At 57.0% G+C, this 13,173-nt stretch carries 11 protein-coding genes; 10 read left to right on the top strand and 1 reads right to left on the bottom strand.

Annotated elements, in window-relative coordinates:
* Positions 1 to 58 precede the first annotated feature (58 nt).
* The 4 genes from ACZ46I_RS08615 (at position 59) to ACZ46I_RS08600 (ending at position 7,274) form a co-directional block, all read left to right on the top strand.
* Positions 59 to 4,036: a PAS domain S-box protein gene (locus ACZ46I_RS08615; RefSeq protein WP_464280528.1), complete on the top strand. Its 3,978-nt coding sequence runs from the start codon at positions 59 to 61 to the stop codon at positions 4,034 to 4,036.
* 2 nt (positions 4,037 to 4,038) lie between these two features.
* A complete protein-coding gene (locus tag ACZ46I_RS08610) occupies positions 4,039 to 5,262 on the top strand; it encodes an HD-GYP domain-containing protein (protein ID WP_013506336.1) in 1,224 nt (407 codons plus the stop codon).
* 87 nt (positions 5,263 to 5,349) lie between these two features.
* Positions 5,350 to 6,843, top strand: a complete 1,494-nt coding sequence (locus ACZ46I_RS08605) for a YifB family Mg chelatase-like AAA ATPase (protein WP_013506337.1) — start codon at positions 5,350 to 5,352, stop codon at positions 6,841 to 6,843.
* The gene (locus ACZ46I_RS08600; protein ID WP_013506338.1) at positions 6,840 to 7,274 is read left to right on the top strand and encodes an NUDIX hydrolase; all 435 of its coding nucleotides are present in this window, start codon (positions 6,840 to 6,842) and stop codon (positions 7,272 to 7,274) included. Before ACZ46I_RS08605 ends, ACZ46I_RS08600 begins: the two co-directional genes overlap by 4 nt.
* Before the next feature lie 84 nt (positions 7,275 to 7,358).
* Here ACZ46I_RS08600 and ACZ46I_RS08595 read toward each other — a convergent pair whose 3' ends face one another.
* Complete coding sequence (locus ACZ46I_RS08595) at positions 7,359 to 8,675, bottom strand: citrate (Si)-synthase (RefSeq protein WP_013506339.1); 1,317 nt, start codon at positions 8,673 to 8,675, stop codon at positions 7,359 to 7,361.
* 264 nt (positions 8,676 to 8,939) lie between these two features.
* Between ACZ46I_RS08595 and ACZ46I_RS08590 the strand changes: the two genes are divergently transcribed.
* The 6 genes from ACZ46I_RS08590 to ACZ46I_RS08565 are packed head-to-tail and all read left to right on the top strand — an operon-like array spanning position 8,940 to position 13,163.
* A complete protein-coding gene (locus tag ACZ46I_RS08590) occupies positions 8,940 to 9,377 on the top strand; it encodes an Hsp20/alpha crystallin family protein (protein WP_013506340.1) in 438 nt (145 codons plus the stop codon).
* Positions 9,364 to 10,032 carry a futalosine hydrolase gene (gene mqnB / locus ACZ46I_RS08585; RefSeq protein WP_226507743.1) on the top strand — a complete coding sequence of 223 codons (669 nt, stop codon included), beginning with the start codon at positions 9,364 to 9,366 and terminating at the stop codon, positions 10,030 to 10,032. Before ACZ46I_RS08590 ends, mqnB begins: the two co-directional genes overlap by 14 nt.
* On the top strand, positions 10,029 to 10,838 hold the full coding sequence (locus ACZ46I_RS08580) for a 1,4-dihydroxy-6-naphthoate synthase (protein WP_464280527.1): 810 nt from the start codon (positions 10,029 to 10,031) through the stop codon (positions 10,836 to 10,838). The genes mqnB and ACZ46I_RS08580 overlap by 4 nt, the downstream gene beginning before the upstream one ends.
* Positions 10,835 to 11,521, top strand: a complete 687-nt coding sequence (rlmB, locus tag ACZ46I_RS08575) for a 23S rRNA (guanosine(2251)-2'-O)-methyltransferase RlmB (protein WP_226507744.1) — start codon at positions 10,835 to 10,837, stop codon at positions 11,519 to 11,521. Before ACZ46I_RS08580 ends, rlmB begins: the two co-directional genes overlap by 4 nt.
* Positions 11,514 to 12,203: an O-methyltransferase gene (locus ACZ46I_RS08570; protein WP_464280526.1), complete on the top strand. Its 690-nt coding sequence runs from the start codon at positions 11,514 to 11,516 to the stop codon at positions 12,201 to 12,203. Before rlmB ends, ACZ46I_RS08570 begins: the two co-directional genes overlap by 8 nt.
* 42 nt (positions 12,204 to 12,245) lie before the next feature.
* Positions 12,246 to 13,163 (top strand): sigma-70 family RNA polymerase sigma factor, encoded by a 918-nt coding sequence (locus ACZ46I_RS08565; protein ID WP_013506345.1) that lies wholly within the window; start codon positions 12,246 to 12,248, stop codon positions 13,161 to 13,163.
* Positions 13,164 to 13,173 lie beyond the last annotated feature (10 nt).

The raw sequence follows: 13,173 nt of genomic DNA, 5'->3' as shown, positions 1-13,173 counted from the left end.
TTAGCCTAAGACGACAAGATGCGAAACTTGAGTTGAAACCTATTTCACTGAATATGTCATGCGTGGGGATATTCTCGAAATTCTGCGCGCAGCCCAGGAGAGCGCCACCCGCGACCGGGCGCGCATGGAGCTGTACCGCAGCCTGTTTGCCATCAACGAACACCTGCAGAGCAAAGGCCTGCGTCAGCTGCACTTTCATCTGCCCGATGGCGAGAGCTTCCTGCGCTTTCACAAACTCGATCTCTACGGCGACAAGCTCTGGGATGTGCGCGAAGCAATCCGCATTGCCAATACCGAGCTGCGGCCTGTCTTTGGCTTTGAAACCGGTCGCATTGTTTCGGGTTTTCGCAATGTCTTTCCCATAATCACCCCTGAAGGCCAGCACCTTGGCAGCGTTGAACTCAGCATGCCCTTTGAAGCCGTGCGCCATGAGGTGGCCAGGCTCCTGCCCGAACGGGAATTCGAAATGCTCCTGTGGAGAGAGTATGTCGACTCCATCATCTTTGATGAACAGCAGCTTCTCTATGAGCCCTGGGTGGGACACCCCGAACTCATGGTGGAAGATCCTTACCGCCAGCTGCCCGACGCGCCACCCCCACTTTCAGAGGATGCTCAGCGCGTCGCGGCACTTCTCCCGGACAGCGCCGCTGCCATGAAAGTTCTGGCCAGGGGCCAGAGCAGCGCAGCGGCCATCAAGCTTGACGGACGCTACCATACGGTGACATTTACGGCCATTTACGATACCCGTCAGCGCCAGGTGGGTTATCTGGCCTCCTATGCCCCGGCCCCCCGCCTGTGCTCCTTAACCTATAATTTTTTCATCAGCCTTGGTTTTTCCACTCTGGTGCTGCTGATACTGAGCGGCGCGCTGTACTCTCTCATGAGGAGCAGGGCGATGCTGGCCCATGAACGGCGCCACCTGCAGGTCATCAACGACACCCTGGGCGAGGGGCTCTATGTAATGGACTCCCGCGGCGTGATCACCAATGTCAATCAACGGGCCACGGAACTCCTGGGGTATACCCGCGATGAGCTGCAAGGCGTCATAGCGCATGATCTCTTCCACTGCCATAACGAGAACGGGCGCATCACCCTTGAGAAATGCCCCATTTTCAATACGGTTCATCAGGGGGAAGAGTACGACAACAGAGAAGCCTTTCGACACTCCAGCGGGACTATTTTCACGGCGCGCGTCATCAGCCGCCCGGTAATGCATGAAGGACAGGTGGTCGGGTCGGTGACGTCCTTTGCCGATATTACGGAAAAGCTGCGCACGGAGCAGGAGCTGCGCGACAACGAGGAGCGGTTGCGGCTCACCATGGAGGCCGTTTCCATCGGCCTGTGGGATTGGAATCTGCTGGACGATCGGGTGCAGTGGGACGATGTGTGCTATGAGATGCTTGGATATGCTCCCGGCGCTTTCCCATTGCGATATGAAGACTGGCGCAGGCTGATCCATCCCGATGACGTGGACGCGGCAACCGACCAGGTACTGGAGCAACTGGAGTGCGGACGCTCCTTCGTCATCGAATTCCGCTATCGCAAAGCAGACGGAGAGTGGCTCTGGGTTCAGGGTCGGGGCAATGTGGTGCAGTGGGACGCCAATGGAGGCATTGTTCGCGTCCTGGGCACTCACACGAATATCCAGCAGCGCAAAGAAGCGGAACTGGCCCTGGCCCATTCGGAAATGCGTCAGAAAACCCTCATGCAGTCAAGCCCCGCTGTTCTGTACGCCATGCCACCTGGAAATTTCACCCAATTTACCTATATCAGTGAAAATGTGCATTCGGTGCTTGGCTATCGCCCTGCCGATATCGTTTCTGAACCTGGCTGGATGGCTGAGGTGGTCCATCCCGACGACATTGAAGGACTTCTGCAGAAAAACAGCCAGTGGCTGCGGGATGGCGCTGTCGGGCACTGCTCCCATGAATTTCGCGTAAAGACGATCGAGCACCACTCACTGTGGGATGGGCAGTGGATATGGATTGAGGACATCATGTCAGCGGTGCGCGATGAGCGAGGGCGAATTATTGAGCTGGTGGGGGCTTTCCTGGACATCAGCGACCGCGTGCAGTTTGAACAGCGCCTGAGCAAAATTGCCGGCCATGTTCCGGGAATGATCTTCCAGTATTGCCAGCTGCCCGACGGCACGTCCTATTTTCCGTACTCCAGCAACGGGATATGGGATATTTACGGCGTCGGACCGGAGGTTGTTTCCAGAAGCGCCGAGCCGGTCTTTGCCACCCTGCATCCCGACGACAGAGAGTATGTTGCCCACACCATCAGAGAGTCGGCACAGCACCTGAGCTCCTGGCAGTGCGAGTACCGGGTACAGCACCCCAGCGGCAGGACACTCTGGGTTCGCGGTGAGTCGACGCCCCAGCGCGGCGCAGATGGCAGCACAATCTGGCATGGCTATATCAGTGACATTACCCGTCGCAAGGAAGCGGAACGACTCCTGGCTGATCGCGAAGAGCGCTATCGGTCAATCCTGGCAGCCCTGGCGGAAGGTATTGTGATGCAAAGCGCCAGTGGCGAGATCATCTCCTGCAATGAAGCGGCGCAGCTGCTGCTTGGCCTCTCCACCGAGCAAATAGAGGGGCGCCGGTCCACAGATCCCCACTGGAAGGCCATACGTGAAGATGGCACCCCCTTTCCCGGAGAAGAACACCCGGCCATGCATACGCTGCGCACGGGAGAGCCACAGCGCAATGTCATCATGGGCGTGCATCGCCCCGATGGCTCGCTGGTGTGGATCCTCATCAACTCGGAACCGCTGTATGCTGGCGGGCAGGAGGCGCCCTACGCCGTGGTGACGTCTTTTGTGGATATCACCGAACGCAAAAAATACGAGGCTATGCTGGAAAGCTTTAACGACGCGCTTTCCTTACAGGTGGCAAAGGAGCTCAACCGCGCGCTGGAGCAGGAAACCCGTTTCCATCACCTGTTTAACGCCATCCCCGATGCTGTTGTCGCCCACGGCTACGAGCAGGACGGGCTGCCTGCGCATTTCAGTGAAGTAAACGACAATGCCTGCGCTCTCTTTGGCTACACCCGTGAACAGTTCCTGACACTGACCCCGATGAACCTGCACTGCCCCGAAGATCGGGATGGCGTACTGGCCAACGCGACCGCTCTCCATGAGCAGGGCCGCATTGAATTCGAATGCGACCTGCTCACGGCTGATGGGAGCGTCTTTGCGGCTGAAGTCACGGTGCACCGCCAGGAACTTTCCGGCCGCATCATGGCGCTGACCGTTATCCGCGATATCACCGAGAAAAAATACCTTGAGCGCGAACGCCAACTGGAACAGCAGACCATGATTCAGCAGGCCAAGATGGCCGAACTCGGCAGCATGATGGGTGCCATCGCCCACCAGTGGAAGCAGCCCCTGAACAACATCGCGCTGTTGCTGCAGTTTCTTCCCGAAATGTACGAAGCCGGTGAGCTCAACCAGGAGAACATAGACGAAACCGTGCGCGATATCATGAACCTGCTCGGATTCATGTCCAATACCATTGACGATTTCCGCCAGTTCTTCAAGCCCTCCACCGAGATCACGGCCTTTGACCTGTGTCGCTGTGTCGGAGATGTTCTGGAGCTCATCAAAGGCCAGCTGAGCAAGGATTCCATAACCGTTCAGCAGGAATCCTGCTCTCCCGTCATGGTATGCGGCTACCACAGCGAATTTAAACAGGTGGTGCTCAATGTCATCAACAACGCGCGGGAAGTCATGCTGGAGAAACATGTTCAGCCGGCAATCATAGAGATTTCCTTTGAAGTGACTGCCCGCAACGCCATACTGCGTATCGCCGATCATGGGGGCGGAATTCCACAGCATCTCCTGCCCGAAAAACTCTTTGAACCATTTGTGTCAACCAAAGGAGAGCAGGGAACAGGCATTGGCCTCTCCCTGGCGCGCAGAATCATGCTCAGGATGCATGGCTCCATCGAGGCCGGCAATACTGAAGGAGGAGCGGTATTCACCCTGATGCTGCCCTTGTGCGACCAATCTTCCAACCATCAAGGATACTGAACATGAGTGCCCACATTGTCAAAATTACCATTGCCCAACTTGAGCCGGGGATGTATGTGCATGATCTGAGCAGTGAGTGGACCGACGTCCCCTTTGGAAAACGCTTTCTGGTGACCGACCAGGGCATGGTGGAACGGATACGCGACTTTGGTATCCGTGAACTCTATGTGGATACTCTCAAGGGAAATTATCCCCAGGGAGTCTCTCACCCGCTGCCCCAGGTGGAGCAGAGACTTGATCACGAGCTGCAGCAGGTGGTCAGCGAACCGGAACCGGAACCACAGGTCAGCTACATGGAAGAAATTTCCATCGCCCGGCGGGTCCACGAGGAAGCTGCCGTCAAAGTCACCAGCATTCTCCACGATGCCCGCATGGGAAAGCGCATTGAGGCGGAACACCTTGAACCCGTGGTGGCCAACATGGCTCAGTCCATTTTCCGCAACCCCAGCGCCATGATGAGCCTTGGGCGCATCCGACATGTGGATCAGTACACCTTCGAGCACTCCGTCAGCGTAGGGACTTTTCTGATTGCTTTCGCGAAACACCTGAATTTTGACGAAAACATCATCCACCATATCGGCATGGGAGCCCTGCTGCACGACATCGGCAAGACCAGGGTTCCCGATACCATTCTCAACAAACCCGGCAAACTCAGTGATGAAGAGTTTGTGGTCATGAAACGCCACGCCCAGTACAGTGGCGAGATTCTCTCCCAGTCAAAATCCCTCTCTTCAATCGCCGTTGAAGTTGCGGTGCAGCATCACGAACGATTTGATGGCACCGGCTACCCCAAGGGCCTCAAAGGAGCACAGATCAGTCCCTATGGGCAGATGGCGGCCGTAGTGGACGTCTATGACGCCATTACTTCAGATCGCTGCTACCACAAAGGGGAGGCTCCTACGGCGGTGCTGCGCAAACTGCTGGAGTGGAGCAAGTTTCACTTCAACCCCACGGTGGTGCAGCAGTTCATCAAGTGCGTGGGGATCTACCCGTCGGGAACTCTGGTGAAGCTCAAGAACAAGCAGCTGGCCATTGTCCTGGACTCGGGGCCATCCAAAACACTGCAGCCGACCATCCGGGTTATCTTTGATACGGCTCAGCTCAAGTATGTCCGGCCCTTTACCGTGGATCTGCAATCTGATGAAGGCAAGTTCTACGGCGTGACGGGCTTTGAAGATCCTGCTGCCTGGAAAATTCGAGTGGAAGATTTTATTCCGCGCCAGTAGCGGTCATATTGCCACGGAGACGAAAAACGCTTGCCTGACAGCCCCCTCCATGATACTTCCATGGACAATACTGTTCGCGGGGGAATTATGGTTACACTTCTGCCCAGCTGCGCGCTGCATGGAATCGAAGCCCAGGCGGTTGAGATTCAGGTCTCATCATCCCAGGGCATGCTCCCTTCCATCGTCATCACCGGCCTGCCCGACACCAGTGTCAAGGAGAGCAAGGATCGCATTGATGCGGCCATCCGCAGTATCGGTGAACGTATTCCGCCCCGTCGAATCACCATCAACCTCTCTCCCGCCGACAGGAAAAAAAGCGGAACCCACTTTGACTTTGCCATCGCCGTTGCACTGCTTATGCAGACGGGCAAGATTCCCAAACAGCAGGATAACGTGAAAACCACGTTTCTCGGCGAACTGGGCCTTGATGGCAGCCTGCTGCTTGGCAGACAGGTAAACGGGCTGCTCATAGCCTGTCAGGAACTGGGAATTGAGCGGGTCTTTCTCCCCCGCAGCGCCAGCGAACACATCCACTTTGTACCGCAGATAGAGGTGCTGCTCGTGGACACGCTCTTTCACGCCCTTGAAGTACTCCGCGGCCAGGTTGCGCCTGAAGCCCTGGCCAGAGAGGAGTGTCAGGACTCCCTGCATGCTCCGGCAGATACCCGACTCGATTTCTGCCATATCCAGGGTCAGCACCTTGCCGTGCAGAGCGCGCTGATTGCGGCTGCCGGTCATCATAACCTGCTGCTGTGCGGTCCTCCCGGCATTGGCAAGAGCATGATTGCCGAAGCCCTTCCGGGTATCCTGCCGCCACTGACCTATGGGGAGTACCTTGAAGTACTCAAGGTTTATTCTGTAAGCGGCGAACACTACGCCAGCAGTCGTCCGCCCTACCGCAGCCCCCATGCGTCAACCAGTGAAGTGGCACTCATTGGCGGTGGAACCCACGCCACGCCCGGTGAAATATCCCTTGCCCACCGCGGCGTGCTGCTGCTGGATGAAATGCCGGAGTTTCGCCGCAAGAGCCTTGAGGCTCTGCGTCAGCCACTGGAAAGCGGAACCGTCCAGATTTCCCGCGCTGCCCAGAAACAGTCGTATCCAGCGGGATTTCTGCTGATAGGAACCATGAACCTGTGCCCCTGTGGCAAAAGCGGTCACGATGATGACAGCTGCACCTGTTCAGAGTATGACAAGGAGCGCTACCTGGCCAAACTCAGCGCTCCGGTGCTTGATCGCATTGACCTGCACGTTACGATGCAGCGCGAGCATGGAGCCAGGGCACACGCATCCACTGCCATCATGGCTGAACATGTGTTACTATGCCGGCAAAGACAGATGCACAGGCAACAGTGCCTGAATGGCAGACTTCAGGGAGAAGCCCTCTCGGAACACTGCCAGCTGCGCGGTGAACTCGCGCAGACGCTGCAGACCGCGGCACGCACCTATGACCTTTCCCTGCGAGGACAGGATCGGGTGCTGAGAGTGGCGCGAACCATAGCTGACCTGAGCGGCGCTCCCCATATCGACCGCTCTGCACTGTTGCAGGCTCTGCATTATCGACCCAAGGTGAAAATATGAACTCTGCTTATCCGATTCCCGGCGTCGCCGCAGTAATTTTCAACGAACGCAATGAAGTCTGCCTGGTGCAGCGCAATCAGCCTCCTTCAGCTGGGACCTGGACATTTCCCGGTGGAAAACTGGAGCTGGGTGAAGGCATTATTGAGGGACTGCAACGGGAAATACGCGAGGAGTGCAACCTGGAAATTCAGGTGCTCTCGCCTCACCAGCCCCTGTGTGTCGTTGAACGCATGGATCTGGAATGTCCGGAATTCCCCCACCATTACATTATCCTGGACTATCTGTGCGTCTATGCCGGTGGCAAACTGAAGGCTTCCAGTGACGTGTGTGATGCGCGTTGGGTTCCCTATGAGCAGATCCGCTCTTTCACATCCAACACCAAAACCCTGGACGTGGCCCAGATGGCCTGGAGGAAACTGCAGCGCCTCTAACAGCTTTGCCATAAACGGGAACAGCGAACACAAAAAAAGGCACCCTCAGTGAGGGTGCCTTGAAGTATTGCAGGAAATGAGCTCTTATTTTTGAGCGTCGGCGGCCCACTTCTCCAGCATGGCAGTGGTAACAGACTTGGGGCGCTCGATGGGGTAACCGAGGGCGCGGTCCCAGGTGATGTTGGCAAGCACGCCGATGGCGCGGCCGATACCGAAGAGCACGGTGTAGAAGTCATACTCGGTAACACCGTAGTACCACTGAATAACACCGGACTGGGCGTCAACGTTGGGCCAGGGGTTCTTGGCTTTGCCCTGCTTGGTGAGTACGCCAGGCGCTACTTTGTAGATCATGCTGACCAGCTTGAACAGGGGGTAGTCCTTCAGGCCTTCGGTGTTCAGACAGAACTCGCGCTGAGAAGTGTAGCGGGGATCCGTTTTGCGCAGTACGGCGTGTCCATATCCGGGGATAACCTGACCGCTGTTGAGGGTGTCCCACAGAGCTTTTTCGATGAGCTCTTCGGTGGGCTCGGCTCCACCCAGCTTCTCCATGAAGCCCTGGGTCCAGCGCAGTACTTCCTCGTTGGCCAGGCCGTGGAGGGGGCCAGCCAGGCCGTTGATACCGGCAGACAGTGAGTAGTAGGCGTCGGAGAGAGCGGAGGCAACCAGGTGGGTGGTGTGGGCGGATACGTTTCCTGACTCGTGGTCGGAGTGGAGGATGAAGTACATGCGGGCAACATCATCATAGGGAGCATCAACGCCCATCATGTGGGCAAAGTTTCCACCAAAGTCCAGGTCGGGATTTGATGGAATGTGCTGGTCACCCTTGTACTTCATGCGATAGATGTAAGCGCCGATAGCGGGCAGCTTGGCCAGCAGGTCAGTAGACTCTTCATACATGGGTTCCCATGCGTTCATCTTGTTGAATTTGCCGCTCTTGTAGTAGGCGGAGAATTTGGATTCACGCTGCATGGCAACAATGGCAGCCGAGAACATGGCCATGGGGTGAGAGTCGCGGGGCAGGGCGCGCAGTACATCGATAACGTACTGGGGAACCTGGGAGCGGGCCTTGAAGTCAGCAATAACCTCTTCAGCCTGCTGCGCTGTGGGAGCTTCACCGGTGAGGAGGAAATACCAGAAGGCTTCCACGGAAGGGTAACCTTTGCCAGGTACCTTGGGCAGGCAGGCGAAGGTTTCGTCGATGGTCTTTCCGCGGAAACGGATGCCTTCTTCGGGGTCAAGGTAGGAGATATCAGTTACCAGACACTTGACGGAGCGAGCACCACCAATAGCTTGTTCGATGGTAACTTCACCGATCTTTACGTCGCCGTGTTCTTTCATCAGTTTTGCGGTACGTGGACGATGCTCTTCAATTTTCTGCTTGAGCGTTTCTTTCAAACCCATAAAGGCCTCCTTGAAGTAGAATGAAATAAAATGCGGTTTTCACCTTTATAACAGCAGGGCCGCAGCCGACACTGCTTAACGAGCAACTTTACAGTCCTTGTGCTTGTGTATACAATAACGATAGTATACTCATATTCAGATGGGTTGCAAGAGATATTCGAGATTACGTTTTATTTTTTTCACAACCACCGGAAACCGCCGTCAAATAAGCTATCATGGGCATTTCAGAAGTTGCCCGGCCAACTTTACGCAAAGGAAGAACCGATGAGTATTACCAAATGGAATCCTTTACATAACCTGGTTTTTCTTTACGACAGAATGAATCTCTTCTATGAGGAGGTCAAGGAGAAATCCGGCCAGGAGCAGTGGCATTTCGAGGAACAGTGGCAACCAGTGGCGGACGTTGCCTGCACCGACAAAGAGTACGTGGTGGATATCGCCCTGCCAGGTGTGCCCTCCCAGGATATCCACCTGGAAATTGTCGACAATTCCCTCTGTGTTTCGGGAACCCGCCTGTCCCGCAGTCAACGCGACTCGGCCAGTTGTCTGCGCCTGGAGCGTGAGCACGGCGCCTTCTCCCGTGCAATCAAACTTGAGCGGGCAATATGTGAAGAGAGTGTAAGCGCTGATTACCGCGATGGCATACTGCGGGTAACCCTGCCATTTGCCGTACGCAAGAAGGTGAATATTGAAACCGGATAACGCGTTGGCGGATGGTGCATCAACGGCGATACTCATCTTAGTCGCCAGCGAGCTGGAGCTGCAGGGGTTGACCCTGACACTCCCCTCCCGGGTACAGATCGCCTGCACGGGGGTCGGCAAAATTGCCAGTGCCGTGGAAACGACGCTGCAGATCCGGCAATGGCGACCAGAATTGGTTATCAGCGCCGGCATCGGCGGCTACTACGGCAGCGCCCTGGAACTCGGCGACCTGGCCCTGATCACGCGAGAGCTGCTCATTGATGAAGGAGTCGCCACTGCTGGAGGCTTTCTTTCCATGGAGACCCTCGGCTTTCAGCGATGTACCATACACTCGCCGGCGGCAGTGCCACCGGTGTTTGACCAACTTCCCTTTGCGCAGCGCCATATCCCCGGCGCCACCGTCAGTACCGTCAGCGGCACCCAGAAAATGGCCGATGAGCGCTATGGAGCTTTTCTGCCCGCAGGCATATGTGAAAACATGGAGGGAGCCGCCGTTGCCTGGGCCTGCCAGCGGGCCGAAGTGCCATGGATTGGTATCCGCGCTCTCAGCAATTTTGTTGAAGAGCGCGATCTGGAGCGCTGGAACATCCCCCTGGCCCTGGCCAGCCTGAGCGCCTACCTTGAACTGTTTCTGCAGGAGTATTCACCCCAATGACCCCGCTGCGACTGGGCATCAGCCCCTGCCCCAATGACACCTATATCTTCTTCGCCCTCCTGCGGCACTTTCAGGATCAGTTGCCTGTGGAGGTGCATTTCCACGACATCGAGGAGCTCAACCAGCTGGCCCTTGAGGGCGCCTATGACGCGGTCAAGATCTCCTGCGCCCTGCTGGATTCCGTAAGCGCGGAATATGGCCTGCTGCGCAGTGGAGGCGCTCTGGGCCGAGGCTGCGGCCCCCTGCTGGTCAGCGCTGGCGCGAAGGCTCTTTTTCCGGGAGCCCGGGTGCTCTCGCCAGGGAGGCATACCACCGCCCAGCGACTTTTCCAGCGCTACTGCCCCCTCTCAGTCAACCTTGAATACCGGCTCTTCAGTGACATCATGGAAGCCCTTGCCGCCGGCAAAGCGGATTTCGGCATCCTGATTCACGAAAGCCGCTTCACCTATCAGGAGCATGGCCTGAGCCTGGTTCAGGATCTGGGTGTCTGGTGGGAGGAAACCACGGGAGCTCCCATCCCCCTGGGTGGCATTGTGCTGCGCCGCAGCTGTGACCCCGCGCTGGCCAGTCAGCTTGAGACGCTGATCCGCCAGAGCATCGCCTACGCCCGGAACCACCGCGCGGAGGTGCTGGATTTCTGTCGTCAGTACGCCCAGGAGATTGATGACGCGGTCATGGGCAGCCATATCGAACTCTATGTCAACCAGTACTCCCATGACATCGGCCCCGATGGCATCCGGGCCATTGCCTACCTGCTCTTTGGCGACCACACTGCCGAACTGAATTTCCTCTGGAGTCAAACATGAACATCAAGGGCGTGAACAGCGTACGCGAAGCCCTGCGCTGCGGCAGCAACATTGAAAAGATATTTCTCAGCCGTTCCCTGCCTGACATAGAAACGGCAGCCCGTGAACGCGATATCCCGATCAAAATCCTCAACCGCGACAAGATGGACAGCCAGTTCGGTCAGCATAACCAGGGTGTCGGCGCCATCGTCGGCGCTATCGCGACCCAGGACCCCCTGACGTTTCTGGTTGATGCCAGCTGCATTGTCCTGGCGGATCGCGTGCAGGACCCCGGAAACCTGGGAGCCATTATCCGCAGTGCCGCCGCCTTTGGCGCCGATGTGGTCATTACGGAGCATCAGAGTGCTCCCATCAGCGACACGGTCATCAAAGCCAGCGCCGGCAATATCTACCATACCCGCGTCGGACGCGTGGTCAACGCCGCCCGCTATGTGGAAAAGGCGAAGGAAAACGGCTTCTGGACTGTCGCCCTGGATGGAGAAGGCGAATCGCTCTTCCGCCTGAAGCTTGATGGCAAAATTCTGCTGATGGTCGGCAACGAAGGCAGTGGCCTCAAGGATATTCTCCTGCGCCACGCCGACTGGCGCGCCAGCATACCCATGCGTCCCGGTGTGGAAAGCCTGAACGCTTCCGCAGCCACCGCTATCGCCCTCTACGAAATTGCCCGCCAGAACCATGGGTAATCAGTATTTGACCGATTCGCTGCTCTTTCCCTTTGTGGAGCGTTTTATGGAAGACCTGGAGCCCTCTGCTGCCAGCACAGCCATGTTCCGTACCGTGGCCAGCAACCATGGTATACCGGCTGTACGCAGCAGTGTGGCACGCCTGCTGAGCTCCCTGACAGCGCTGTCACGGCCCCGTTCCATTCTGGAAATTGGCACAGGCGCCGGATTTTCCACCCATGCCCTCATGGAGGGCGCTGACAGGAAAACCCTTGAGCGCTTTGTTACTCTGGAATTTAATCACAAGCGCCTTGAAGTTGCCCGGCAGATGGCTGAGCGACTCGGTTGGGCCAACCGGGTGCAGATGCTTCACACCAATGCCCTGGAATTCATGGCGTGTAACAGAGATGATTTTGATTTTATCTTTGTAGATGCTATAAAAAGGCACTACCCGATCTATATGGAATATATCCGCCGCCTCAAGTGGAAGGTGGCGGTGTTCGATAATGTGCTGTACCGAGGCCTCGTGTCCATGCCCAGAGCTGAGGTTCCTCCGGCCCTGCGCAGTTCGCTGCAGGGCATGGAGAATTTCCTTCGCCAGATGCTGGAAGATCCCACTGTCCAGGCAACGCTGATCCCGGCCGGCGACGGAATACTGCTGATGCAAAACCGCCACGGGCAGTTGCGGCCGGAGAACACCTAACACGCTACCAGGGGTGCTTTCACTCAACCGGGGAAACAGACTATGACTCAGAACCGACAGGAAGAATTCAGCGAAGATCTCTCCATGCGCGAAGATGTGCTGAAACAGACGGCTACAGAAAACTACATTCCCTCCGGCGACAGTCTGAGGGATTACCTGCGACGCATCAGCCGCATCACCCTGCTGACTGCGGAAGAGGAAAAGGAGCTGGCCCGCAGGATAAGCGCCGGCGACGAACAGGCGTTCCGGGTTCTGGTGGAGTCCAACCTGCGCTTTGTGGTCAAGATTGCCATGAAGTACCGCGATATCGGCATCAACCTGCTGGATCTGATCAACGAAGGCAATATCGGCCTGCTGGAAGCCGCCCGCCGCTTTGATCCCGAACGAGGCAACCGGTTTATCACCTACGCGGTCTGGTGGATCAAGCAGTCCATCATCCAGGCGATTATCTCTTCCAGCAACACCGTGCGACTGCCTGGCAAGCAGGCCCGGTTTGCCAGCAAACTCAACAGCGCGCGGCGCGAATTCGCCCGCGATCACGATGGCCGCGAACCCACCGAACAGGAACTGCGCGACGAGTATGGCCTGGATATCAGCAATATCGAGGATATCCTGCGGGCGACCCGTTCCTACATCAGTCTTGATACGCCCATCGGCGAAGATGACGAGCGCACCCTCAAGGATGTGCTGGAAAGCCCCGAGGAAAGCTCCACCGAAGAGCAGTATGTCCGGCAGAAAATATCGACGGAAATCCGCTCCATCATCGCCGAACTGGAAAGCCGCGACGCCCTGGTGGTGGATCTGCGCTTTGGCATCAGCGAAGGCATTCCCCAGACCCTTGACGAGGTGGGAACGCGCCTGGGACTCTCCAAGGAACGGGTGCGCCAGATCGAGGAACGAGCCCTGAAGCGCCTGCAACGCAAGGCCATGAATCGTAAACTCTCGGAATACCTGCACTGAAGGGTTCTCC

It is taken from the genome of Desulfurispirillum alkaliphilum (genome assembly GCF_055378285.1).
Note: the sequence above shows the minus strand (reverse complement) of the source record. Positions and strands in the feature narration are given on the sequence as shown.

What these genes read in the sequence shown, in the direction of transcription:
- ACZ46I_RS08590 (WP_013506340.1), top strand. Translation starts at nt 8,940, where the DNA reads ATGAGTATTACCAAATGGAATCCTTTACATAACCTGGTTTTTCTTTAC.
- ACZ46I_RS08595 (WP_013506339.1), bottom strand. Translation starts at nt 8,675, where the DNA reads ATGGGTTTGAAAGAAACGCTCAAGCAGAAAATTGAAGAGCATCGTCCA.
- rlmB (WP_226507744.1), top strand. Translation starts at nt 10,835, where the DNA reads ATGAACATCAAGGGCGTGAACAGCGTACGCGAAGCCCTGCGCTGCGGC.
- ACZ46I_RS08580 (WP_464280527.1), top strand. Translation starts at nt 10,029, where the DNA reads ATGACCCCGCTGCGACTGGGCATCAGCCCCTGCCCCAATGACACCTAT.
- ACZ46I_RS08605 (WP_013506337.1), top strand. Translation starts at nt 5,350, where the DNA reads ATGGTTACACTTCTGCCCAGCTGCGCGCTGCATGGAATCGAAGCCCAG.
- ACZ46I_RS08615 (WP_464280528.1), top strand. Translation starts at nt 59, where the DNA reads ATGCGTGGGGATATTCTCGAAATTCTGCGCGCAGCCCAGGAGAGCGCC.
- ACZ46I_RS08565 (WP_013506345.1), top strand. Translation starts at nt 12,246, where the DNA reads ATGACTCAGAACCGACAGGAAGAATTCAGCGAAGATCTCTCCATGCGC.
- ACZ46I_RS08600 (WP_013506338.1), top strand. Translation starts at nt 6,840, where the DNA reads ATGAACTCTGCTTATCCGATTCCCGGCGTCGCCGCAGTAATTTTCAAC.
- ACZ46I_RS08570 (WP_464280526.1), top strand. Translation starts at nt 11,514, where the DNA reads ATGGGTAATCAGTATTTGACCGATTCGCTGCTCTTTCCCTTTGTGGAG.
- ACZ46I_RS08610 (WP_013506336.1), top strand. Translation starts at nt 4,039, where the DNA reads ATGAGTGCCCACATTGTCAAAATTACCATTGCCCAACTTGAGCCGGGG.